Source organism: Alteromonas ponticola, assembly GCF_012911815.1.
Classification (GTDB): Bacteria; Pseudomonadota; Gammaproteobacteria; order Enterobacterales; family Alteromonadaceae; genus Alteromonas; species Alteromonas ponticola.
The window spans coordinates 55,573-78,592 of the sequence record NZ_JAATNW010000007.1; the positions used below are offsets into that span (position 1 = coordinate 55,573).

Consider the following 23,020-nt stretch of genomic DNA (forward strand, 5'->3'; position numbering starts at 1 on the left):
AAAAAACGGCCGGAGTCACCGGCCATTTTTAGAGGTGAATAAGGGTTAAATTTAAACTACCCAGCCCAACGACTGCGCTTGTTCGTACGCGTATTTGGGCACATCTCTGGCGACAAAATAGTGATGTAACAGCATTACGCCCAATGCATGGTTGAGAATTGCATCAATCTGCACCTTATCTGAAACAGGCGTATCATCTGATTCCTGTCTGGCAATCAGAGATTCCAGGTAGTCTGCATCAAGTAAACCAGCTTGCTGTACTTTATCACGGCTGGCAAACTCATTAAGCAAATGTTTGAGTTTGTCCCACTTTGCTTTATCCGTATGCGCTGGGGGTGCCATAAAAGCAAATTTCTCACGCTCATAAAGCGTTTGTGGAAGCACCCCTTTCATTGCTTCACGCAATACATATTTTTCTTTACTGCCTTTAATACGCATCTCAGGTGGAATGGTAACAGCAAATTCAGCCAGTTTATGATCGAGAAACGGCGGCCGGGCTTCCATTGAGTTAGCCATATCTACCCTGTCGCCACCCCAGGTTAAAATCTGCCCTTCCAACATGGTTTTAATCCATACATATTGGGCCTTATCCAACGGATGTCTGTCCGTAAGTTGGTCAGGATCGAGTTTGCCTGCTATGGCTGCCCCTGGCTCATAATCCTTAATATTTTCGCGGTGTTCAGGGTGAATAAGCTTTCTGGCATGATCAGAGCAGCCCAACCACGGCTGCAAGCAACTAGGAGTAAAGCCGATGATCTGGTTTAGATATTCAGAAGTGTACTCATCCTTGGGCAACATGGCACCTTTGAATAGTTCATTTGAAGTTTCCAAAGACTCACGCCATTCTGTCGCCTGACTGGCGTCAAGCCCTTCCATACCATGCAAAAACATGTCTTTACGAAATGCAGGATACCCCGCAAACAATTCATCTGAACCTTCGCCGGTTAATACCACTTTGTAGTTAACGTGACGAACCTGCTGACTCATCATCAGTTTGGCCACGGCCAGTGTATTGTATATGGTGCGTTCGGTATGCCAGATGGTGCGGGCAAAATTGTTGTACAACAATTCGGCATTCAGTTTAAGAATTTCCTGATCTGCTTCAACCGATTGTGCCATTTCGGTGGCGATTTCAGCTTCATCGTATTCAACGTTATCAAAGCTGATGGTAAATGCTTTCAATGGATATTGCGAATAGCCTGACGCGAGCCCCAGAATGGCACAAGAATCGATACCACCGGAAAGATAACACCCCACAGGTACGTCGGCAGTTAAGCGCAGTTGCACGGCATCAAGCAGTTCTCGGCGCACACCTTCAACGTAATACTCATCAGGATGCTCTTCGCGTTCACCGATGGCGGGAAAAGCCATATCCCAGTATTTGGTTGTCTCGATGTTAAGCTTTCCAGCTTGTCGGGTTACCTTGAGCATGTGGCCCGGTTCCACCTGCTGAATTCCCTTAAACGCAGTGGTTCCTGGAACCATCACCTGAATAAGCTGGTGAAACAGGCCTTCTGAATCCAGTTCGGCTTTTACCTCTGGGTGCGCCAGGATGACTTTCACTTCTGAGCCAAACACCAGTGAATCGCCAGTCTGGGTCCAATATAGGGGTTTGATCCCAAAACGATCGCGCACCAGATACAAGCAGTCCTGCGCTTCGTCATACAGCGCAAACGCGAACTCACCGCGCAGCTTCGTTAGCGTTTCATCCATGCCAAAGCACTCGTACAAAGCTGGCAGCACTTCAGAATCACTCTTACTGGTAAAGGGTTTTCCGCGGGCAAGCAAGTCTGTGCGTAAACGTTGGTAGTCATAAAATTCACCATTATGTACACACATAGTCTGTCCACCATGTAGCCAAAAGGGCTGGCGGCCTCGATTCTCATCCAGATCATTGATTGAAAGCCGCGCATGGCTCATACCCACACCCATGTCGGCAGGGTTACAATAGCCATAGTTATCGGGGCCACGATGGTTCATGATCGCAGCCATATTCACCAAAGTTTGTGAGTCTATCGCGTGTTCTTTGGAGGCAGTAAAAATTCCGGCAATGCCACACATAGTTGCTTATTTCTCCTTAGTGAATTGAATCTAAACTATATCCAGCACGCGCTCGGCACGCTGAACCAGACAGGTCAAAAGCGCCTGTCGCAAAAAAACCGCTCCCCTTGCCTGGGCAAAATACCAATTGTGTTCGGTACTATCCAGGCTGCAGCACAGCTCGGCGCCGCGCGCCAAGGGGTGTAAAATAATCGCGCTTTTTTTCAAAGGCGAATCGCTGGTGATATGAAATTGCTTGCCATACTGATTAAACGAATTGCCTTCCCAGGCGATGGCATTTATATACACCACGTCGGCGTCGGGCAAAACATCGTCAAGACAGTCACTGGTTTGCAGATCTATACCAGCGTCGAGCAATTGGGTTGCCTGCCCTTCATCAAACATGGTCTCCATACTTTGGTCATTAACAATGGTGACCTGCCCAAAACACTCAGGAAACAGTGCCACTAATTTTAGTAAACTGCGTACCGTACGCATTTTTGACGGTAAACCAACCACGCACAAATTAATCTTTTCACTGCCTTCTTCAGTGATAAGAGAAGGTTTCCATTTGAAGATAGTGTAAAGATCGGCCATTGCCTGAGTGGGATGTTCATCAGTGCCGTTACCGGCATTGATGATCGGGATCCTCAGCGCACTCATCATTTCCCGTACCGAATTGGCGTTAGTGTCGCGCAGCACAACACAGTCACCGTAGTTGTTGAACATTTCACCTACATCCGCCAGGCTTTCGCCTTTTGCAATCCCTGTGGTGGAACGATCAGTAATCGACATAATGTCGCCGCCCAGTCGGTGCCAGGCACTTTCGAACGATAAGCGCGTACGCGTACTGGGTTCATAAAACGCAGAGATTAAAATTTTACCCTGTAAGGACGTGCCGAAACGATCCGGATTGGCTTCATATTTAGCGGCCAGACGAAACAGTTGAAACAGCGACTCGCGTTCAAACTGATCAATTGAATAGATGTGTCGACTGCTAAGTTTACTTAAGTGATCGCCGTCTTCCTGGATTGCCCGAAGCAGGTTTTTCGGATGCGCGTTGCCGTACACATCCGGCCGCTCCCGATTGAATTTAACCACCGCTTCTAAGTCGGCTTTTACCATAACGATTTACCTTTAATATCTTGGATAAGCCAATACAAAAGCAGTACTGGACTTACGCAACTTGTGATCAAACAAGCATAAACCAGCAAAGTGAGCACCGTTTCTGATAGATACATGCGCTACTCCTTAAGACTATGCCACGTAAAATAAGACTGGCTGCGAACTATGCCAATGCGACAAACTACCAGCGACACAGCGCATGAAATAATTGCAGCAACATAAAAGCCAATCATGAAGTACCCTATTAACCCGGCAACCGTGCCTGTAACCATTGCGATGGCCGCATAACCGCCACTCAGTTTTGGCTGATAAATACCGTAAACTATAGGCCAGATAGTAGCGGCTACGAAGGCGCCGGTGAAATTTAATAATGCTCCTAAGGTAGCGAGCTTGAGCGCGGCCACGCACCAGGTGGCGATACCCAGGCCGATAATAATGAGGCGATTCACCCGTAACAGTTTGTCAGAAGAGGCTTTTGGCATGAATACGCGTTTAGCGATATCCTGGGTAAGCAGGTCTGAGGTCGCTGCCAGTAACGAGTCCATGCTTGAGGCCAGCGCTGAGAAAACCACGATGAAAATAAATACCGCACCAATTTTGCCTAACAGCACCGCGGCTACCATTGGGCCGACCATGTCAGCGCTGGGTGGCGACAAATTTAAACTGCCTGCAGCCAGTGCAATAAAACCCGTTACGATGGGAATGGGCAACCATAAAAGGCCGGCAGTCAGGTAGGACTTTTTACCCACCGACGGTGCAAAGGCAAACGCCCTTGACCACCACACATTGGAATGAAAAATTTCGCCAATACCAAAAAACACATTATTAAAGAAAAACATAATGGCGGCTGGGAACAGCAGGTTTAATAATTCAGGCTGGCTTGTTGTCAGGTTAGTGTGAATAGTGCTAAAGCCTACTTCATCGATACACACCCAGGCGATGAACACCACCCCGCCGATGATGACAATAGACTGCACAAAATCGGTTGCGATAACCGCTTTGAGGCCGCCTAGTAAGGTGTATACCACACAGATCACTAAGATCGCCGTCATACCGGTGTAATAGTCAAGATCACTGAGTGACGATAGCAATAAACCGCCCGCCATGCCCAGGCTGACCAACCAGCCCAGTGCGTAACATAACGAGATCACCATAAACGCCATCCACGCTGCTTTGCCATAGCGCTGGTAGATAAAGTCGCCACTGGTGAAACCATTGGGAAGTAGTTGTTTTATTTTTGCCGCCAGCGGTGCGAACAGAATGAGGCCTAACGCCGCCATGCTGTACCCCAGCATGCCCCACACGCCAAACTGATAGGTAAGTTGCGGCGCAACCAGCGTTGTATTGCTGGTGATCCAGGTCGCCATGGCAGTGGCCGTCGCCATAGCAAAACCGACGTTTCTGCCAGCTAATGCATAATCATCGATGGTCCGATTATTTCTACCCAGGTACCAGCCCCACAAGATCCAGGCAATCCCAAATACGATTAAGATTGCCAGCGCGTTAGACGATGCCAGTGTAAAGTCAGTCATGGGACGAGGTGCTTCTCTGGTGTTTAAGTAAGGTAAAAATCAGATAGGCAAACATTAGTGCGCCAATGGCAAACAAAGTAAACGCACTTTGTAGCGAATAATGCTCAACCCTGATATTGCCAATCAGGCGCTCACTGTTTGCAGAAGATAACACAACGTCGTAGTTCCCGTTGGGCAAGCCACTGACTACCCAGCCCTGACCTGCGATCACGGGATAGGTTGACTGTTTGCTGCCTGTGGCATCAAGAATATGAAAGTGATTATAGGTGGCGTAGTCAGATTGCCAGGGAACGGTGATCACACCGTCATTACTTGAGTAGGCTTGCGAACGCTCAGCCGCGTGCGCGACCGTTGAAGACATAAGTATCCCAACAAGAAGAATAAAAACGTTGCGAGTAAGGCACAGATTGTCTGACTGCATTCGTATCCTTTTCCAATACTTTAAATTAGCCTACTAATTATTTGCACTGGAATCAAAGTCAATCTACCTTCAAAGGTATCCGATTATCGTTAATTTTTCCTGACGCGTGTTTTTGTTACTCTGAAATCTTCTATAGGATCAATATGTCATTACCTGCTATTAACCTTGAAAGACTTCGTTCGGACCTGCTCTCTTTATTTGAAATTGGCTATGACCCGCAAACAAAAGGCGTTACCCGTTTAGGTTTCACTCCTGCCGATAATGAGGCCAAACAATGGCTGATTAATCGATTTGAAAACGAAGGGTTCTGCGCACATGTCGACCATGCAGGTAATGTACGTGGTCGCCTGTCTGACGAACCTGTCAGACAGGTGGTGGCAACCGGTTCGCATATTGATACGGTAATTTCTGGCGGTATGTTTGACGGCACCCTGGGCGTGATTGCAGGTCTGGAAGTGCTGCGGGTGGTAAAGGAAAACAACATTCAATTACAAACGCCGCTAGAGGTTTTCGCTTTTGCCGAAGAAGAAGGCCGCTTTGGGGGTATGATGGGTGTGCAGGCACTGATTGGTGAACTCACACCTGAATGGATTTTAAAAGCCCATGACGTTAATGGTGTGATGCTGGAAGATGAGCTTAAAAACTCCGGGCTGGACCCATTAAGCGTGCTGGATGCCCGGGTCGACACGAACTATTTCAAAAGTTTTGTTGAGTTGCACATTGAACAGGGGCCCGTCCTGGATACGGTAAAAAAACCGATAGGGGTCGTTACTTCCATTTCAGGCGTTTACAAATGGATTGTTCGACTAATAGGTAAATCTAATCACGCTGGTACCGCTCCTATGAATATGCGCAGTGATGCGTTTATGGGCCTGGCTAATTTCGCCAATGAAATTCTCCGAATAATTGATGAAGAGGGCTCTGACAAAAGCCGTTTAACCGTAGGCAAGGTAGATTTAAAACCGGGCCACGCGCATACCGTACCCGGCGAAGTCGAATTCACTCTGGTGGGGCGTGATGTTGATGCCGATGTGATGCAGGCGTTAGCGGATAGTTGTCGTAAGGTGCTTTCTGCTATCGCCCGAAAACATAAACTGATGTTTGAATTTGAACAAATGAGCTGGCTGGACCCTCAACCGATGTCTGACAACATCATCAATTTGATTCAGGCAGAAGCCAAAGGGCTAGACTTACCTTTTGAGGTAATGCCCAGCGGGGCGGGTCATGATGCACAGCATATGGCAAAAGTGACCGATACGGGTATGATCTTTGTGCCTTCCATTGCCGGGGTAAGCCATGCCCCTGATGAATGGACACACTGGCAGGATATTGAAAAAGGTGCCAACCTGCTGTTGCGTACGCTATTAAAATTGGCCAGTTAATTTTTTTAGCCTATTAATGCTCTCCGTGTTTGGACACGGGTTTGGTTTCCTCTTCCACCTCGGCCAGATGACTGGCTGGCATGAAGGATTCTGCGCTGGCTTCTTTAACGTGAATGGCAAACGATTTGGGCACATTATCGCCAAGCAGGCTGCCTTTTCGGATAAGTGGAAAAATTTCGTCATAGCGTTTCACTGTGGATTGGTCAATCCGGCGGAAGATATGCGTACGATTAAGCTGATCAACTGACGGATGGCCGGTAGAAGAGAGAATATCCATGAGCGCATGCATTGTGCGTTGGTGAAATTGGTATACGCGCTCAAATTTATCTTCCACGTTTAACCCCTGCGCCAGCAGCGGATCCTGCGTGGCAACTCCGGAGGGGCAACGGTTAGTGTTGCACGATAATGAATGAATGCACCCCAGTGCCAACATCATGCCGCGAGCACTATTACAGAGATCAGCACCCAGGCTTAAATTTTTTACTATATCAAATGCGGTAATTATTTTACCCGATGCGATAAGTTTTATATCGTTGCGTAAGTTACATCCCACCAGGCAGTCCTCAACAAACGCCAGTGCTTCACGCAGCGGAAAGCCAATCGAATTGGTGTATTCCAGTGGCGCCGCCCCGGTTCCCCCTTCACCCCCGTCTACAGTAATAAAGTCGGGTTTAATGCCGGATTTATGCATGGCTTTGCAAATTGCAATGAACTCACTTTTACGCCCTAACGCGAGTTTAATTCCTATAGGCTTGCCGCCTGACAGTTGGCGTAACTTTTTAATAAAGTCTAACAGCTCTAGCGGCGTGGTGAATGCCGAATGGCGCGCGGGTGAATCTACCTGGGTAAAAGGCTGCACCCCTCTGATTCTGGCGATTTCCGGCGTGTTTTTGTTGGCGGGCAAAATGCCGCCATGACCCGGCTTAGCGCCTTGTGAAAGCTTTATTTCAATCATTTTGACAGCGGGTAGCCCGGCTTTTTCAGCGAACTGCTCTGCGCAAAACGTACCGTTGTCTTTTCGGCAGCCAAAATAGCCGGTACCTATCTGCCAGACTAAATCGCCCCCACCGCTTAAATGATAAGGTGATATGCCTCCTTCTCCGGTATTGTGAAAAAAGTTTCCTTTTTTGGCACCGCGATTTAGCGCCGAAATGGCATTTCTACTTAAACTGCCAAAGCTCATGGCTGAAATATTTAAGATGCTGGCACTGTAGGGTTGTGAGCATTCTGGCCCCCCTATGGTGACACGAGGATCTTTGTCCATTTCTTCCAACCCCATTGCTGAGAGAGAATGACCAATCCACTCATAACCATCACGATACGTGTCCATCTGTGTGCCGAAGGGGACAGTTTCCCGATCCTCCTTAGCGCGCTGGTAGACAATCGAGCGCATCATTCTGCTAATCGGTTTTCCAGAGGTATTATCTTCAATTAAATATTGCTGAACGTATGGTCGTAGTCCCTCAATTGTCCACCTTACCCGACCGATGAGAGGAAAGTTTCTTAAAACCGTGTGCTCTTTCTGAAAGCTATCAAAGGTGGCGGTAAGCAACAGGAACCCGGTCAGAAACAATAACATCCAGGCGGGTGGCCATAAGTAGCCAGCACCAATATTGACTACGACAAGTAAAATAAGAAAAGTGAGAATTCGTAATCGCACAGTTCATTCCCGTTAAACATTTTCAATCAGTATGGTACTAATTTCAGGTAAGATCAGCGCAATGCTGCCTGTCGTCACGCCAAATTTTCACCCTGCTTCCTCTGCACTGGCGCCCTTTCTCGTTACGCGTAACCTTTAAACGCACTGATATTTCAGCTTTTTGCGCGTTGTGGCGTACTTTTTAACCGAATAACGCTTAGTTTGAAAAAAGTAGTCTAAAGTGGTTTTACATTGGCCGCTAGTTGTCGCATTCTTGGTCCTTTATACTGACTCTTTTGATTACGGAACCTCATCATCCATGGAATATTCCTTTTTATTGTTTGCATTTGTTTGTGGTCTGACAGTAAAACTTATAGGTATTCCCCCCCTTGTTGGTTATCTGGCCGCCGGCTTTCTCTTAAATTTCGCTGGATACTCATTAACAGAGCCCCTTACGGCGATTGCCAATCTGGGCATTACTATTATGCTGTTTACCATTGGCCTGAAGCTCAATATCCGCGACCTGAGCCGCCGGGAAGTATGGGCAACCAGTGCAGCGCATACCTTATTGTGGTCCGCAATAATTGGCGTAATGCTCTTTTTCGTTAGTATTTTACTCACCGCCTATATTGGCGCCGTTGATTGGCAAAGTGCGGCTTTAATTGCATTTGCGCTGAGCTTTAGCAGCACCGTATGTGTTATTAAAGTGCTTGAAGAAAGCGGAGAAATGAAAACCCGACATGGCCGCCTGGCCGTTGGCGTATTGGTAATGCAGGATGTTTTTGCGGTAGTCTTTTTAGTGGTCGCCACCGGAAAAATTCCCTCGTTGTGGGCGCTGGCGTTATTAGCTGTGATCCCGGCTCTTCCCCTTTTGAGTAAAATTATTAATAAATCAGGCCATGGTGAATTACTTCCCCTGACGGGTTTCGTATTGGCTTTAGGGGGCTACCAGCTGTTCGAACTGGTTAACATTAAAGGCGACCTGGGCGCACTGATTGCGGGTTTGCTTATTGCTCAACATCCAAAAGCCACGGAGATGGCAAAATCATTATTAAGCTTTAAAGATTTATTTTTAATCGGCTTCTTTTTAACTATTGGCCTGACCGCATTACCTGACATGCCGATGTTGTTACTGGCCATTGGACTGTGTGTACTCATTCCGGTAAAAGCAGGGTTGTTTTTCTGGCTTTTCACCATCTTGAAACTACGCGCTAGAACAAGTTATCTGACCACACTCGTGCTGAGCAATTTCAGTGAGTTCGGTTTAATTGTCGGAGCTATGGCGGTATCGCTGAATATGTTGGCCGCTGAATGGCTGGTCATCATTGCGATCGCCGTCTCCATCTCCTTTGTTTTTACCAGCATCATGTATCGCTCCTCTCATTCGCAATACCACAGGTATAAAGAGTGGATAAAACGCTTTGAAAAAGATGAGCGGCTGGCAGCGGATATTTACCCGGTGATAGATGATGCGCGGTTTCTGGTAGTGGGTATGGGGCGCGTCGGCTCGGGTGCGTTTCAGTCGTTAGATAAACTCGTGCATGCCAATGTGGTAGGCATGGATTCTGATCGTGCCAAAGTAAACAAACTGCGCGAAGAGGGGATGAATGTCATCTGCGGCGACGGTGAAGATGTAGACTTGTGGGACAACCTGGATATCAGATCGGTTCGGTTAGTGTTACTCGCCCTGCCCTCAATAGAAGATGTAATTAATATTACGAAGCAGCTCAACAACGCCGGCTATAAGGGCAAAATTGCGGCTATCGCCCGCTACGAGGATGAAGTTGAATATCTCCTTGATCACGGCGTTGACAAAGTGTTTAACTTTTTCACCGAGGCCGGATTAGGTTTTGCTGAAGAAAGCCTTGCGTATATCGGTGAAGATGCCCGAGCGACGGCATAAAGCATGTTCGAAAACCGAATAGGAACAAAGGCTTGATTGATAACCATTTATGTTTGTATGTATATGTTTTTTAACAGTATTTTTGACATAGCAGCTTCCAGCTACTATACTCACGCTATTTTCACCAAATAGGATTATTATGAAAGGCGACAAAAAAGTGGTAGCCAGGCTCAACGAAGTGCTTACCAGTGAATTAACGTCTATAAACCAATATTTTCTGCACGCCCGCATGTTTAAAAGATGGGGCTTGGATGTGCTTAATGAAAAGAACTATAAAAAGTCGATTAAAGACATGAAACAGGCGGATGATTTGATCGAGCGTATATTGTTTCTTGAAGGCTTACCCAATTTGCAAGCATTGGGCAAGTTATATATCGGTGAAGAAACAGAAGAAATGCTTAAATGTGATGTTAAATTTCAATTGGAGCAGATCCCACAATTGAAAGAGGCCATCGCGCTGTGCGAGCAACAACAGGATTACGTTAGCCGCGACCTGCTCGAAGATATTCTCGAATATGAAGAAGCACATTTAGACTGGTTAGAAACGCAGGAATATCAAATCGAAAACATGGGGATCGAAAATTATCTGCATGCACAAGTATCAGGAGACGAATAATGAAAGGTAATAACAACATCATCAAAGCGTTAAATGAGTTGCTTGCGTATGAACTGGCAGCAATGGACCAGTACTTCATCCATTCGGAAATGTATGAAGACTGGGGGCTGAACAAACTCTATGAACGCATTAACCATGAATTTGATGACGAGCGTGAGCATGCAACCAAATTGATACGACGTATACTGTTTCTGGAAGGGACGCCAGACCTGCAGAACCGCACTGGCTTCAAAGTGGGCAAAGATGTGCCTGAGATGCTGGAAAGCGACTTACGGGTTGAGTATGAAGTAGACAAAAAGCTACGTGAAGTGATTGCGGTCTGTGAAACAGAAAACGATTATGTTACCCGCGATATGTTGGTGACCTTGCTGGATGACACTGAAATGGATCATGCTTACTGGCTGGAAAAACAGCTGGGTTTAATCAAACGAATTGGATTACCCAATTATCTGCAATCGCAAATTTAAAACGTTGTGGTAAACAGCAGTTGGGCTGGTTGAGGCTGGCCCTTAAATTTGATTGTCATTCGCCACTGCATCGTTGGCTCGCTGCACGCGCCCAGCATAAACCATCCACGCCACGTCATTTCTGCAACTGCCTCTTCCACCACGGGCAGTGTTCCCATATACATATTAACCCCCTCAATTACGGCTTGTTCAAGTTCGAAGGGGTTTTCTGAACTAATTACAACATCTATACGTTCTTCAATGGTAGGCGCGCGCGATAATGAGAAATTAATGGACTGACCATCAAGCTCTATCGCGCATTCTAAATTGACAAAATGGCAGTGATTTCCTAAACCGTTAGAGAGCGAATTATTTAACCCGGTTTGTTGTCGCTCCGACTGAATAAAAACGGTCAGGTTCACCGCGGCAAAAATGAGTACCACTATACTCGCTATTTGTAAGCGTTTTGTTAACTTAAGGTGTTTCATTGGGCTTTTTCGTAAATGGCTCGTTACACTTTACTTTTTAGAGTATCCACATGACTTTTAAGGTTTCTTTTTAGGGGCAAAAACTTTATCATCCGCGTTCCGATAAGTCCGTTAACGATGCTCTTTTTTTGGCCTGCGCATCAGGTTTTTGAGCGTTGATTTACTTTACACCAAACAACGTGACTTTACATTCGGAAACCATCTTATTGCTGAAGTGGAAGATTCATAAAAATGAGTGAAATTAGCCAAGCACAGCCAAACTACAATTATAAAGTGGTTAGGCAATTTACCATCATGACCATTGTATGGGGCATTGTTGGTATGAGCATTGGAGTGTTTATTGCTGCGCAATTATTTGCCCCTGTGCTTAACTTCGATACTCCATGGCTGACGTTTTCGCGTCTGCGTCCATTACACACAAACTCTGTGATTTTTGCGTTTGGTGGATGTGCCCTGTTTGCCACGTCTTACTATATCGTTCAACGTACCTGTCAGGTGCGGTTATTCAGTGACAAGCTGGCGGCGTTTACATTCTGGGGCTGGCAGGCGGTTATCGTATTAGCGATCTGCACACTTCCCTTCGGCATGACCTCATCAAAAGAATATGCTGAGCTTGAATGGCCTATTGATATTCTAATTGCCCTGGTCTGGCTGGCTTATGTAATTAACTTCTTCGGCACCTTAATTATTCGGAAAGTCTCGCACATCTACGTTGCTAATTGGTTCCTTGGTGCATTTATGCTTACCGTATTGGTGCTGCACATTGGTAACAGTATGGCGATTCCGGTATCGTTCACCAAATCCTATTCGTTGTACGCAGGTGCGGTAGATGCCATGATGCAATGGTGGTACGGGCACAATGCGGTTGGCTTTTTCTTAACCGCGGGCTTTCTGGGAATGATGTATTACTTTGTTCCTAAACAAGCCGGACGCCCGGTGTATTCTTACCGCTTATCAATCGTGCATTTCTGGGCACTGATCTCGTTATATATCTGGGCTGGCCCGCACCACTTACATTACACCGCCCTGCCCGACTGGACGCAGTCACTGGGTATGGTGATGTCTATCATTCTGTTTGTGCCCTCGTGGGGTGGCATGATTAACGGTATCATGACGCTCTCAGGTGCATGGCACAAATTGCGCACCGATCCTGTATTGCGTTTCCTGATTGTTTCACTGTCATTCTACGGCATGTCTACGTTCGAAGGCCCGATGATGGCGATCAAGACGGTTAATGCGCTTTCACATTACACAGACTGGACCATTGGTCACGTTCACTCTGGTGCACTGGGTTGGGTCGCGATGATTTCTATTGGTTCGGTTTACCACCTTATTCCCATTTTGTTTGGTCAACCCGGTATGTACAGCACCCGTCTGGTGAACGTGCACTTCTGGTTGGCAACCATCGGTGTAGTGCTCTATATCGTGGCTATGTGGATGTCAGGGGTTTTACAAGGTCTGATGTGGCGCGCCGTGAATGCTGATGGCACGCTGACCTACAGCTTTGTAGAGTCGCTTGAAGCGTCAATTCCATTCTACATTGTGCGCTTTATTGGTGGATGTTTTGTAGTAGCTGGCATGCTGGTCATGGCTTACAACACCTACAAAACAGTGCGTGCCCCTAAAGGTACGTTAGCCGCTGATCCTGCAACTCAAGCAGCATAAGGAGTCAGGACATGAAAAATACACACGAATTAATCGAAAAAAACGTAGGCCTGTTAACGGTATTGATTTTCGTTGCTATCAGTCTGGGCGCTATGGTGCAAATTACGCCACTGATGTTCCAGCAACAAACGATGGAGCCGGTGAAGGACCTGCGCCCTTACACGCCATTAGAGCTTGAAGGTCGCGACATTTACATTCGCGAAGGGTGTGTCGGTTGTCATAGCCAGATGATTCGTCCTTTCCGTGCAGAGACAGAGCGTTATGGCCACTACAGCGTGGCTGGTGAGTCTGTGTGGGAACACCCTTTCCTTTGGGGTTCTAAACGCACGGGCCCGGATTTAGCCCGCGTAGGCGGCCGCTACAGCGACCAATGGCATATTGTGCATTTACGTAATCCACGTGATGTGGTGCCAGAGTCAAACATGCCTGGCTTCCCGTGGTTAGAAGAGAATGAGCTTACCGGTGAACTGACTGCCAAGAAGATGGAAGTATTCAGAGGCTTTGGCGTACCGTACACCGACGAAGACATTGCCGGAGCCAAAGAAGCCGTTAAAGGTAAAACCGAGATGCAAGCTTTAGTTGCTTACTTACAGTCACTTGGGACGCATTTAAAATAATATGGATCAAGGTACTGTAGGCACAATTTTTACGTTGGTAGTTTTTGTTTGCTTTATTGGGGTAGTGCTATGGGCGTTCAGTAGTCGTAACAAGAAGAAGTACGATGAAGCCGCTAACCTGCCCTTTGCAGATGAAGAACAAGATAAGATAAAAAAAGATAATCGGGAGTCGTGAGCTCATGACCATGTTTTGGACAATCTGGATTTCAGTCATCACACTGGGTTCCATTATTGGTTGCTATGTATTACTGCGCTGGTGTTTAAAAAATAACGCCGGGGTACCAGAAGGCGAATCGATGGGCCATGAATTTGATGGTATCGAAGAGCTCAATAACCCGCTGCCAAAGTGGTGGACGTACTTGTTTTACGTTTGTATTGTGTGGAGTTTTTTCTACCTGGCATTATTCCCAGGTCTGGGTTCTTTCGGTAATCTACTCGGATGGAAAAGTTCTAACCAGAACATTCAGTCATTAGAAGAGTCGCGTCAGATGAGTGCGCAGGCCAAAGAAACAGGTGCGCTGGTTAAGTATGATCGCGAGATGCAATTCGCAGAAGAAAAATACAGCCCTATCTTCGAGGCCTATGCCAAAGTACCGGTAGAAGAATTAGCCAAAGATCCTAATGCGTTGAAAGTGGGTCAGCGTCTGTTCGCGCAGAATTGTTCTCAGTGCCACGGTTCTGACGCACGCGGCCAAAATGGCGGTTTCCCCAACCTGACAGATGACGATTGGTTGTATGGCGGTTCAGGTGAAAAAATTAAAGAGACTTTACTAAATGGACGTAAAGCGGCCATGCCAGCCTGGCTTGCTGCCATGGGCGAACAAGGTATTAAAGAGACAGTAGCATACGTACTGAGCTTGAGCGGCAGAGACACCAATATGGAGCTTCGTAAAGCGGGTAAAGCGCGCTATGCGGCCTGTGCTGCCTGTCATGGTCAGGATGGTAAAGGGAACCAGTTGCTGGGTGCACCTAACCTGACTGACAACATCTGGCTGTACGGTGGCAGTGAGCGTGCGGTAACGGAAACTTTAACCTATGGCAGAAATGGCGTTATGCCAGCGTTTAAAGACACCTTAGGCGAACACAAAATTCACGTGGTCGCCACCTACGTCTATAGCTTGTCTAATTAAACGAAATAGAATTTGTAAAAAGTAAAAAGTAAAAAGTAAAAAGTAAAAAGTAAAAAGTAAAAAGCCTCGTTACGGGGCTTTTTTTATATACAATATTGACGTGAGTTATTCTGGATAATTAGCATGCAAACCCCTTGGTATAAACAATTCTGGCCCTGGTTTTTGATCACCATTCCATTGGCGTCATTTGCAATGGGGTTTTTAATTTTACACCTGGCGACCAACACCACCGATAGCCTGGTGGTCGACGATTATTACAAAGAAGGTAAGGCAATCAATGCCCGTCTGGATAAAATTGAAGAAGCGCGCCGACAAAAAATCAGTACGAAACTGGTTATCCGTGACGGTTCAATTGCGTTGTCTTTTTTATCAGGCATGCCAAGAAGTGGTGAGGCGTTAAAACTTACTTTCTATCACGTCACCCTTAAAGCAAAAGACGTGTCGCTGTTATTAAGTCAGGATGCCAATGGCGTCTACCGGGGCTTTAGTGAATCCTCGTTAGACGGCAAGTGGAAAATAACACTGATGCCCATGGACGAAAGCTGGAAAATTCAGCAAACTATTACACTTCCCCATTCAGGCGAATTGACGTTTAACCCATAGGCCACTATGTCTTCAACCTGTTATCATTGCGGCCAGGCCAATCCGGCTGACACGCCCTTTACGATCACGCTGCTAGGCGAAACCCGGGAACTCTGTTGCCCTGGTTGCGAAGCCGTGGCCACAGCCATCAAGCAAAACGGGCTGGAAGACTACTACCAATTTCGTACTGAAAAAGCAGCCAAAGGTGATGAGCAAATTCTGCAGACTTTGGATGCACTTAGCGTATACGACGAGCCAGCCTTACAAGAAGATTTTGTTTATCAGACTGACAACAGCAAGCAAATTCAACTGACCGTTGAAGGTATCACGTGCGCAGCCTGTGGCTGGTTGATTGAAAAGCAACTTTCCCGTGTCGCTGGAATCAATCAAGTCGCGGTCAATATCGCTGAGCGCAGAGCATTGGTCAGCTGGAATGCGAGCACCATCACACTGAGTCAGATCTTAAAAACACTGCAAAAAATTGGTTACCGAGCACTGCCGTTTCAGCCTGATGAGCATGAAAAGTCATTTAAAGCGGAAAATAATCGATTCCTCAAGCGTCTTGGTTTAGCCGGCCTTATGACCATGCAGGTGATGATGCTGATGGCAGCCCTTTACTTTGACTGGTTTGGCAATATTGATCAGGAAACCAAACAGTATTTTTATTGGGTTTCGCTGGTACTGACCACACCAGTGGTGTTTTACTCTGGCAGCGTTTTTTATATCGGTGCACTTAAAGCACTGTCAGTACGCAGCGTTAATATGGACGTTCCCATTTCCATTGCGGTACTCGCTACATTTTTCGCCGGGCTCAAATCGACTCTTCTTGCAGAGGGTGAAGCGTACTTTGAATCAATATGTATGTTCATTTTTCTGCTGTTACTCAGTCGTTTCTTAGAGCACCGCAGCCGACACCGTGCCGCTACCATTTCGGCTAACATGCAACAATTTGTTCCGGTGACTGCAAACATTCTCGACGACGGTGATAAACCGACTCAAGGCCTGGCAAAATCACTCAAGGCGGGGCAACGGGTACTGGTGAAATCGGGTGAAACTATCCCCATTGACGGCACCATTTTAGAAGGCAGCGCCGATATTGATGAATCGATGCTAACCGGCGAATTTGAGCCAGTTCATAAGCAGGTTGGCGATCAGGTGTTTGGCGGATCCGTCAACCGGGTTGGCAGTATTGTGATACAGGTGGAGAAAGCACTCAAAGAAGCCTTGGTCAATCAAATTATCCGTATCCAAGATGCGGCGATGGCGGTTAAACCCAAAGCAGCCCAGATGGCTGATGTCTTCTCTCAATACTTCGTTGTCGCAGTATTACTTATCGCGTTAGGCAGTTATCTGTATTGGTCAGTTCAGGGCAGCGAACAAGCCTTTTGGATCGCCATCGCGGTGCTGGTGGCAACCTGCCCTTGCGCCCTTGGACTGGCTACACCTTCTGCACTAACGTGTGCGATGGCAAGATTGAACAAAAATGGAATTTTGCTGAAACGCGCAGAGGCGCTTGAACAGGTTAATGAGATAGATTTAATCGCGTTGGATAAAACCGGCACGCTGACTGAGGGAAAATTCAGTTTGCGTCATACCTGGGTGAGCAAAGGTGAAAATACAGATCAGGTGTTAGCCATCGCCGCTACGTTGGAATCACGTTCAGAACATCCTCTCGCTAACGCGTTTGCCGCTGATAATTTACTGCATTTGAGTGATTTTAAGGTAGTACCGGGCTACGGCGTCAGCGGGCACATAGCAGGGGCCGATTACAAAATGGGTTCAGTGGTGTTCACAGCCGCAGACAGCGCTGATTTTCCTGCACAGGCAAATGTATTTTTAAGCCGCAATGACAGCTGCATCGCTGCGTTTGAAGTTACCGATAAGCTCAAATCCAATGTTATCGAAACACTAAGGTTATTTGATCAGCAGCTGATCATTTTAAGTGGCGATCAGCAGCGCCAGGTTGAACAGGTAGCGCAGCGAGTTGGTATTACAACATATTACGGCGGGCACACACCCGAGCAAAAATACCAGCTTGTGCAGACGTTCCAGCAACAGGGGCGTAAGGTAATGATGCTGGGCGATGGCATCAACGATACTCCCGTACTAGCTAGCGCTGATGTGTCAGTGGCTGTGGGTAACGCGACTGATATCGCAAAATCAACTGCTGACGTGATCTTGCTTAAAGACAAAATTGACATATTACCTACCCTGTTTAATGTTTCCTTACAGACTAAGCGAATTATCCGGCAAAATATTATGTGGGCGGTAGGCTATAATTTTTGTATCTTACCCTTTGCGGTAGGCGGATTATTAAGCCCATGGATGGCGGTAATTGGCATGTCCTTAAGCAGTATAATTGTGGTAACCAACTCAACCCGAATATTAAAATAAGCCTGATTTATGAGCATTATTTACGTATTGATCCCGCTGGCTGTATTGATAATTGCAATTGCGATTGCAGTGTTCTTCTGGGCGGTGAAATCAAAGCAGTTTGAGGATCTTGATCGCCAGGGATACAACATTTTGTTTGATGACGATTTGTCACCAGAGGAGAAAAAACTGGCTGACGAAAGAAAACGACGGAATGAATGAACTAAGTCTGACCTCAGCATTTCTGATAGGTTTGGCTGGTGGTGTTCATTGTCTGGGAATGTGTGGTGGTATCGTCGGTGCATTTAAAATGATGACACCCACTTCAGCCAGCACTACCTGGTATTCGCTGGCCTACAATATAGGCAGGATAAGCAGCTATACACTGGCAGGTGTAATCGCTGGAGCCATGAGTAGCTTGTCGGTAGCCGTGATCCCCGGCTCCAAGCTTATTCTTTTTGTGTTAAGCGCATTTATGTTACTTGCCATGGCGTGCTATCTCGGCCAATGGTGGAACGGGTTAGTCGCGGTAGAAAAAATGGGCAGCAAAATATGGCGGATGGTGCAGCCCTGGTCGAAACGCTTTTTGCCGTTTAAAACCCCCTTACATGCCTTACCCTATGGCTTTATCTGGGGGTGGCTACCGTGTGGGCTGGTCTATTCCACGCTGACATGGTCATTGGCGTCTGGTAACGCATTATCCGGTGGTATGATCATGTTGTTCTTTGGTTTGGGCACGCTACCAACCATGCTCGCTGCAGCCATAGGTGTTGAGTGGCTGATGAAGGGCTTTCGACATCCCTTACTGAAGCAAATAATTGCCATAAGCCTGGCAGCATTTGCGCTATTTCAGTTATACCAGGCAAGTCTACAAATTTAAGCAAATTTCTTCTGCGCTATTGGAGCACGGCGGGGATTTAGTATAATGCCCGTCAAATTTTTATAAGGTTCGCCGTTGATATGTCTACTGTCGTTGCAACTCAATCAGCAGCATCACAAAGTAAAGCCAAATACAGCTTTAACAAACTGCAAAAACGCCTGCGTAGAAACGTAGGGAAAGCCATCGATCAATTCAATATGATTGAAGACGGTGACAAGGTAATGGTGTGTCTGTCTGGTGGCAAGGATAGCTATACGCTGCTGGATATATTGCTATATATGCAGCGGATTGCCCCCATTCGCTTCAGTATTGTTGCGGTTAACCTGGACCAGAAACAGCCCGGTTTTCCCGCACACATACTGCCTGACTATCTATCCACGCTTGGGGTGGATTACAAAATTGTCGAAGAAGACACTTACTCTATCGTTAAAGAAAAGATCCCTGAAGGAAAAACCACCTGTTCGCTGTGCTCACGGTTACGACGTGGTATTTTATATCGCACGGCGACGGAACTGGGTGCGACCAAAATTGCCCTGGGGCACCACCGTGATGACATGCTGGAAACCCTGTTTTTAAACATGTTCCATGGTGGCAAATTAAAAGCAATGCCGCCCAAACTGGTAACTGATGACGGAAAACATATCGTTATCAGGCCGTTAGCATTGTGCAGTGAAAAAGATATTACGCGTTATTCACGCGCTGCTGAATTTCCTATTATTCCCTGTAACTTATGTGGCTCGCAGGAAAATCTTCAACGCCAAAATATAAAGCAGATGCTACAGGATTGGGATAAGCGCTTTCCTGGCCGCATCGAGTCGATGTTCAGAGCCATGCAGAACGTCACGCCATCACATTTAGTGGATGGTAACTTATTTGACTTCAAAGGCATTACCACTTCAGATGAACCCGTTGCAGATGGTGATATTGGATTTGACGCGCCAACTATGCCAACCTTTAATGCATCAGATGATGACAATATTGTACAGATCGTTAATTTAACGGATTGAAGAATGAAAATAGGTTTAGCGCTTGGCGCTGGTGCAGCACGGGGTTGGACACACATCGGCGTCATTGAAGCGCTGGAAAAGATAGGTGTTCCCATAGATGTGGTTTCAGGTTGTTCTATTGGTGCCTATGTCGGTGCAGCGTATACCAGTGGTCGTTTGCAGGAACTGAAGGAATGGTCATGCTCACTCACCGAGTGGCAGGTGCTTTCGTTGATGGGTGTGGGTTGGGGCCGTGGCGGCCTGGCAACCGGTGATAAAGTGTTCAAAAAACTGAGCGAAGAATTCTGCGCCCCCACGTTTGAAGAAATGAACAAACCTTTGGCGGTGGTCGCTACAGACCTGTACTCAGGGCGTGAAGTGGTTTTCAAGCGGGGTGATGTCGGCACATCAATTCAGGCATCATGCGCTATACCGGGGTTATTCAGTCCGGTTCCGTATGATGATCGCTGGCTGGTGGACGGTGCTGTGGTAAACCCAGTGCCGGTTAATCTGTGTCGGCAAATGGGTGCGGATTTCGTGATTGCAGTAAATCTGGACTCAGATTTTCGTCCGCAACGCCTGAAAAAACAGGTTGAGGAACACGAAGAAGCACAGCGTAAAACGGATACATTCTTAGTGAAAAGTCACAATGCGGTGCGCCAATGGTTCTCGCCTGATCCCAAGGCAGACAAACTGCTGCCACCGAGTATTTTTAGCGTTATCAGCAGTTCACTGGAGATACTGCAGGCCAGGGTTACACGGTCAAGGCTGGCTGGTGAGCCACCGGACATTCTGATTGAACCACGCTTAAACGACGTGGGTTTAATGGAATTTCACCGCGCCGCAGAGATGTGTGAAAAAGGTGAACGCACCATCGAACGATTGGCCGCGCAGATACGCTTTCAGCTAATGCTTGAATAGTTAAACCTATTTACCCTGCTGTATATTTACTTAGCAGATAAATTGGAATTCATTATTTTGACGCTATCGCGGTAATACGCAAGGGCTTTTCTGGCAATGTGAGCCCTTTGCTTTGACTTAACCACTGTTTGTCTAACCGCAGCATGCCGTTTTGAATATGCGCCCCTTCCTTAACAATGTGGTCCAGCGATGGGTCATCAAACTGAATAGTCAGTCCTTGCACTGATGGCATCATGAACGATAAAAAGCTTCCCATCTCGTTAAAAAAAGCGGTGTATTGATCCAACAAAAAGGTAAGCTCTTCACTGGTATAGGTTTGTTTCAAAAATTCTGGCTTGGTCTCTAATTGCACTGACATATCACACACGTTAGCTGGCTCTACCAATGCAATTTCTACCACCGCATCAGCCAGCTTCAATGCTTTTTCGGTTTGGACAGTAAAGCGGTTCTCTTCTGTTACTACAAGGGGCATGACCTGTTTAGGGGTAACAATCTTGGCATCCGTGATATCGCATAAGCGGTTTTCACCCACGCGTACAAAACCGAACGCGAACTGTAAGGCATTGGTATCTTCAGAATTGAGCTTGCGCACGTGGCTGTAAAACCGGCTGTATTCAACCTGGAGTGTTTCCGCAAACGTTGGAAACGCCAGACAGGCCATCAGCATAACTAGACTCAATTTCATTTGCTCATATACTCCTGATTATACTTAATCATGGATTGCAACTCTTCAACATAGGCAGCCCCGCGCTCCGAATAATTCAACAGACCCTCGGCAAGTGCAAAACCAGTAATTGTCATTTGGTTTTTACGAAGTGTAGCGCGTATTTGTCGCAATTCTTTATAGGCGTAATGCCGATTCAAATTGCGCATGTAGGTGTACGTGGCTCTGGACAGATTGGGGAACTTGGCCACCTCGTGTGCGGCACCGTCATTTCTTGCTGCCGGCACAAAACCACAGCCTCGTTTAAAGCACCACAGACCGAAAAAGTTGTAACCCTGCTGCGCAAACCGTGATGTACCCCATGCAGATTCATTTGCCGCTTGTGCCATCACCAAATCAACAGGCAAAATATCGATTTTTAATAACAGTGCATCAAGCTGCTGTGGCAGTGCCAGGCCCTTGGTAATACGATATTCTTTGGCTAACCAGGCAACGCGCTCAAGGTCTTTTTCCGTCAGCGTGTTGCCGCTGCTTACTTGTCTCTGCAGTGTTTGAATAAAATGCCGGAGGGTCAGCAAATACTCGTTTTGCTTTTCCACCTCAGGCTTTAAGTATGCATAAAAAGCATCTTTGCGTTTATCGACATTTTCAAATGATGCAAAATCGGGGACGGGTTGCTCAGCCTGCTCAGTTTCCGGCACATCAAGCAAATCAGGTTCTTTATCCGTAAATAACCATGCATTAAACACAACAATGACCAACACACCAATTGCGATCAAGATAATTTTGAGCGTTTCCCACTTATGCATTAAAACGTGCCTCATTGTCATTATTGATATCGACGTGCTCATTGGTGGGTGAACCGAACAAGTCATTGTATAACAAAGCCAGTGTTACATAGTAAAACGGCATCACCAATACCAGCGCAATACCAAACGTAAGCAGACTCAAGAAGAACAGCACGGTAAACAGACCGTAAACGGCTAAAAAGCCCGTTAGATATTGATTGACCATCTTACACGATAAAATCAGTGCATCAGCAATACGCATCTTTCTGTCGACCATAAGAGGCAGCGTAAAAGAACTGGCTATAAACAGGTAGATACCAGGCAGGATAAACAGTGCCAGGCCTACCTGAACGAGTGTAGAAATGACAAGCTGAGCCAGCCCAAGCGCTAAACCTAGCGAATAGAAGCTGACTATCTGAGAGGGTTGCGCAGTTTGTCCGCGCACACAGCGGATGCAAATCATCCACAATCCTGCTATTAATGGCGAAAGAATGAAAATGCCGACCACGTCCAGAACAGATTGTTGCAACGGGGTAAGGTTTTGCACAGCTTCAATGCCAACAAAATTCAACAGGATGAAAACCAACGAGGCGATAACCGCAACCAAGATCAAACACGCCCTGAATACCGTCGGGAAACGTGCTTTACACGTTGCAGCAGAACGTTTGATCAGGTTTGTAAAATCAAACTCATACTGTCCCCTGAGCGCTCGACCGGTATGATCATCAGGATCAGGTTGTTGATTATTTTGTGGGTTGCTTGCAGACACCAAAACCTCGTTACTACATAAAATCGCGCGCAGTATACCTTATCTGACCGACA

The 23,020-nt window shown here is 46.7% G+C and carries 23 protein-coding genes; 14 read left to right on the forward strand and 9 right to left on the reverse strand.

Translation table 11 applies throughout. The features are described from left to right. Positions 1-51: 51 nt before the first annotated feature. The 4 genes from asnB to HCJ96_RS13400 all read right to left on the reverse strand — a co-directional run bounded on the left by asnB (position 52) and on the right by HCJ96_RS13400 (position 5,058). Positions 52-2,061 (reverse strand): asparagine synthase (glutamine-hydrolyzing), encoded by a 2,010-nt coding sequence (gene asnB / locus HCJ96_RS13385; protein ID WP_169211584.1) that lies wholly within the window; start codon positions 2,059-2,061, stop codon positions 52-54. A 30-nt stretch (positions 2,062-2,091) separates the two neighbouring features. Continuing rightward, positions 2,092-3,165, reverse strand: a complete 1,074-nt coding sequence (locus HCJ96_RS13390) for an aspartate/ornithine carbamoyltransferase family protein (protein WP_169211585.1) — start codon at positions 3,163-3,165, stop codon at positions 2,092-2,094. A 119-nt stretch (positions 3,166-3,284) separates the two neighbouring features. Continuing rightward, a complete protein-coding gene (locus HCJ96_RS13395; protein ID WP_169211586.1) occupies positions 3,285-4,697 on the reverse strand; it encodes a sodium:solute symporter family transporter in 1,413 nt (470 codons plus the stop codon). Continuing rightward, positions 4,690-5,058: a hypothetical protein gene (locus tag HCJ96_RS13400; RefSeq protein ID WP_169211587.1), complete on the reverse strand. Its 369-nt coding sequence runs from the start codon at positions 5,056-5,058 to the stop codon at positions 4,690-4,692. Before HCJ96_RS13400 ends, HCJ96_RS13395 begins: the two co-directional genes overlap by 8 nt. Positions 5,059-5,261: 203 nt before the next feature. Here HCJ96_RS13400 and HCJ96_RS13405 point away from each other — a divergent pair, with 203 nt between their 5' ends. Continuing rightward, the gene (locus tag HCJ96_RS13405; RefSeq protein ID WP_169211588.1) at positions 5,262-6,500 is read left to right on the forward strand and encodes a Zn-dependent hydrolase; all 1,239 of its coding nucleotides are present in this window, start codon (positions 5,262-5,264) and stop codon (positions 6,498-6,500) included. 13 nt (positions 6,501-6,513) lie between these two features. On the opposite strand, the gene HCJ96_RS13410 is transcribed toward HCJ96_RS13405, so the two are convergent. Next, positions 6,514-8,160, reverse strand: coding sequence for an FMN-binding glutamate synthase family protein (locus HCJ96_RS13410; protein ID WP_343034721.1), 1,647 nt, complete (start codon positions 8,158-8,160; stop codon positions 6,514-6,516). Between the two features lie 298 nt (positions 8,161-8,458). Between HCJ96_RS13410 and HCJ96_RS13415 the strand changes: the two genes are divergently transcribed. From HCJ96_RS13415 to bfr (HCJ96_RS13425), 3 genes are all read left to right on the forward strand, one after another. After that, a complete protein-coding gene (locus HCJ96_RS13415) occupies positions 8,459-10,042 on the forward strand; it encodes a cation:proton antiporter family protein (RefSeq protein ID WP_169211589.1) in 1,584 nt (527 codons plus the stop codon). Positions 10,043-10,181: 139 nt separating this feature from the next. Then, entirely contained in the window at positions 10,182-10,658 is a 477-nt protein-coding gene (gene bfr / locus HCJ96_RS13420; protein ID WP_169211590.1) for a bacterioferritin, read from the forward strand. After that, positions 10,658-11,125, forward strand: coding sequence for a bacterioferritin (bfr, locus tag HCJ96_RS13425; protein WP_169211591.1), 468 nt, complete (start codon positions 10,658-10,660; stop codon positions 11,123-11,125). The genes bfr (HCJ96_RS13420) and bfr (HCJ96_RS13425) overlap by 1 nt, the downstream gene beginning before the upstream one ends. On the opposite strand, the gene HCJ96_RS13430 is transcribed toward bfr (HCJ96_RS13425), so the two are convergent. Continuing rightward, positions 11,122-11,592 carry a hypothetical protein gene (locus tag HCJ96_RS13430; protein ID WP_169211592.1) on the reverse strand — a complete coding sequence of 157 codons (471 nt, stop codon included), beginning with the start codon at positions 11,590-11,592 and terminating at the stop codon, positions 11,122-11,124. The genes bfr (HCJ96_RS13425) and HCJ96_RS13430 overlap by 4 nt on opposite strands. 231 nt (positions 11,593-11,823) lie before the next feature. Here HCJ96_RS13430 and ccoN point away from each other — a divergent pair, with 231 nt between their 5' ends. From ccoN to rssA, 10 genes are all read left to right on the forward strand, one after another. Further along, entirely contained in the window at positions 11,824-13,257 is a 1,434-nt protein-coding gene (gene ccoN, locus HCJ96_RS13435) for a cytochrome-c oxidase, cbb3-type subunit I (protein ID WP_169211593.1), read from the forward strand. 11 nt (positions 13,258-13,268) lie between these two features. Beyond that, the gene (gene ccoO, locus HCJ96_RS13440; protein WP_169211594.1) at positions 13,269-13,874 is read left to right on the forward strand and encodes a cytochrome-c oxidase, cbb3-type subunit II; all 606 of its coding nucleotides are present in this window, start codon (positions 13,269-13,271) and stop codon (positions 13,872-13,874) included. A 1-nt stretch (position 13,875) separates the two neighbouring features. Then, positions 13,876-14,049: a cbb3-type cytochrome oxidase subunit 3 gene (locus HCJ96_RS13445; RefSeq protein ID WP_169211595.1), complete on the forward strand. Its 174-nt coding sequence runs from the start codon at positions 13,876-13,878 to the stop codon at positions 14,047-14,049. A gap of 4 nt (positions 14,050-14,053) precedes the next feature. Next, entirely contained in the window at positions 14,054-15,004 is a 951-nt protein-coding gene (ccoP, locus tag HCJ96_RS13450) for a cytochrome-c oxidase, cbb3-type subunit III (protein ID WP_169211596.1), read from the forward strand. A 123-nt stretch (positions 15,005-15,127) separates the two neighbouring features. After that, entirely contained in the window at positions 15,128-15,607 is a 480-nt protein-coding gene (locus HCJ96_RS13455; protein ID WP_169211597.1) for a FixH family protein, read from the forward strand. 6 nt (positions 15,608-15,613) lie between these two features. Beyond that, positions 15,614-17,980, forward strand: coding sequence for a heavy metal translocating P-type ATPase (locus tag HCJ96_RS13460; protein ID WP_169211598.1), 2,367 nt, complete (start codon positions 15,614-15,616; stop codon positions 17,978-17,980). Positions 17,981-17,989: 9 nt separating this feature from the next. After that, a complete protein-coding gene (gene ccoS, locus HCJ96_RS13465) occupies positions 17,990-18,181 on the forward strand; it encodes a cbb3-type cytochrome oxidase assembly protein CcoS (protein WP_169211599.1) in 192 nt (63 codons plus the stop codon). Continuing rightward, entirely contained in the window at positions 18,174-18,839 is a 666-nt protein-coding gene (locus tag HCJ96_RS13470; RefSeq protein WP_169211600.1) for a sulfite exporter TauE/SafE family protein, read from the forward strand. Before ccoS ends, HCJ96_RS13470 begins: the two co-directional genes overlap by 8 nt. An 80-nt stretch (positions 18,840-18,919) precedes the next feature. Beyond that, positions 18,920-19,846: a tRNA 2-thiocytidine(32) synthetase TtcA gene (gene ttcA, locus HCJ96_RS13475; protein ID WP_169211601.1), complete on the forward strand. Its 927-nt coding sequence runs from the start codon at positions 18,920-18,922 to the stop codon at positions 19,844-19,846. A 3-nt stretch (positions 19,847-19,849) separates the two neighbouring features. Beyond that, complete coding sequence (gene rssA / locus HCJ96_RS13480; protein ID WP_169211602.1) at positions 19,850-20,746, forward strand: patatin-like phospholipase RssA; 897 nt, start codon at positions 19,850-19,852, stop codon at positions 20,744-20,746. A gap of 52 nt (positions 20,747-20,798) precedes the next feature. Here the strand turns inward: rssA and HCJ96_RS13485 are convergent, their stop codons facing one another. Genes HCJ96_RS13485 through HCJ96_RS13495 form a run of 3 tightly spaced genes read right to left on the reverse strand, consistent with a single transcriptional unit; the run spans position 20,799 to position 22,967 of the window. Beyond that, complete coding sequence (locus tag HCJ96_RS13485) at positions 20,799-21,431, reverse strand: DUF2987 domain-containing protein (protein ID WP_169211603.1); 633 nt, start codon at positions 21,429-21,431, stop codon at positions 20,799-20,801. After that, complete coding sequence (locus tag HCJ96_RS13490; protein WP_169211604.1) at positions 21,428-22,219, reverse strand: glucosaminidase domain-containing protein; 792 nt, start codon at positions 22,217-22,219, stop codon at positions 21,428-21,430. Before HCJ96_RS13490 ends, HCJ96_RS13485 begins: the two co-directional genes overlap by 4 nt. Further along, positions 22,212-22,967, reverse strand: a complete 756-nt coding sequence (locus HCJ96_RS13495; RefSeq protein ID WP_169211605.1) for a YciC family protein — start codon at positions 22,965-22,967, stop codon at positions 22,212-22,214. The genes HCJ96_RS13490 and HCJ96_RS13495 overlap by 8 nt, the downstream gene beginning before the upstream one ends. Between the last annotated feature and the right edge of the window lie 53 nt (positions 22,968-23,020).

What these genes read in the sequence shown, in the direction of transcription:
- asnB (WP_169211584.1), bottom strand. Translation starts at nt 2,061, where the DNA reads ATGTGTGGCATTGCCGGAATTTTTACTGCCTCCAAAGAACACGCGATA.
- HCJ96_RS13390 (WP_169211585.1), bottom strand. Translation starts at nt 3,165, where the DNA reads ATGGTAAAAGCCGACTTAGAAGCGGTGGTTAAATTCAATCGGGAGCGG.
- HCJ96_RS13395 (WP_169211586.1), bottom strand. Translation starts at nt 4,697, where the DNA reads ATGACTGACTTTACACTGGCATCGTCTAACGCGCTGGCAATCTTAATC.
- HCJ96_RS13400 (WP_169211587.1), bottom strand. Translation starts at nt 5,058, where the DNA reads ATGTCTTCAACGGTCGCGCACGCGGCTGAGCGTTCGCAAGCCTACTCA.
- HCJ96_RS13405 (WP_169211588.1), top strand. Translation starts at nt 5,262, where the DNA reads ATGTCATTACCTGCTATTAACCTTGAAAGACTTCGTTCGGACCTGCTC.
- HCJ96_RS13415 (WP_169211589.1), top strand. Translation starts at nt 8,459, where the DNA reads ATGGAATATTCCTTTTTATTGTTTGCATTTGTTTGTGGTCTGACAGTA.
- bfr (WP_169211590.1), top strand. Translation starts at nt 10,182, where the DNA reads ATGAAAGGCGACAAAAAAGTGGTAGCCAGGCTCAACGAAGTGCTTACC.
- bfr (WP_169211591.1), top strand. Translation starts at nt 10,658, where the DNA reads ATGAAAGGTAATAACAACATCATCAAAGCGTTAAATGAGTTGCTTGCG.
- HCJ96_RS13430 (WP_169211592.1), bottom strand. Translation starts at nt 11,592, where the DNA reads ATGAAACACCTTAAGTTAACAAAACGCTTACAAATAGCGAGTATAGTG.
- ccoN (WP_169211593.1), top strand. Translation starts at nt 11,824, where the DNA reads ATGAGTGAAATTAGCCAAGCACAGCCAAACTACAATTATAAAGTGGTT.
- ccoO (WP_169211594.1), top strand. Translation starts at nt 13,269, where the DNA reads ATGAAAAATACACACGAATTAATCGAAAAAAACGTAGGCCTGTTAACG.
- HCJ96_RS13445 (WP_169211595.1), top strand. Translation starts at nt 13,876, where the DNA reads ATGGATCAAGGTACTGTAGGCACAATTTTTACGTTGGTAGTTTTTGTT.
- ccoP (WP_169211596.1), top strand. Translation starts at nt 14,054, where the DNA reads ATGACCATGTTTTGGACAATCTGGATTTCAGTCATCACACTGGGTTCC.
- HCJ96_RS13455 (WP_169211597.1), top strand. Translation starts at nt 15,128, where the DNA reads ATGCAAACCCCTTGGTATAAACAATTCTGGCCCTGGTTTTTGATCACC.
- HCJ96_RS13460 (WP_169211598.1), top strand. Translation starts at nt 15,614, where the DNA reads ATGTCTTCAACCTGTTATCATTGCGGCCAGGCCAATCCGGCTGACACG.
- ccoS (WP_169211599.1), top strand. Translation starts at nt 17,990, where the DNA reads ATGAGCATTATTTACGTATTGATCCCGCTGGCTGTATTGATAATTGCA.
- HCJ96_RS13470 (WP_169211600.1), top strand. Translation starts at nt 18,174, where the DNA reads ATGAATGAACTAAGTCTGACCTCAGCATTTCTGATAGGTTTGGCTGGT.
- ttcA (WP_169211601.1), top strand. Translation starts at nt 18,920, where the DNA reads ATGTCTACTGTCGTTGCAACTCAATCAGCAGCATCACAAAGTAAAGCC.
- rssA (WP_169211602.1), top strand. Translation starts at nt 19,850, where the DNA reads ATGAAAATAGGTTTAGCGCTTGGCGCTGGTGCAGCACGGGGTTGGACA.
- HCJ96_RS13485 (WP_169211603.1), bottom strand. Translation starts at nt 21,431, where the DNA reads ATGAAATTGAGTCTAGTTATGCTGATGGCCTGTCTGGCGTTTCCAACG.
- HCJ96_RS13490 (WP_169211604.1), bottom strand. Translation starts at nt 22,219, where the DNA reads ATGCATAAGTGGGAAACGCTCAAAATTATCTTGATCGCAATTGGTGTG.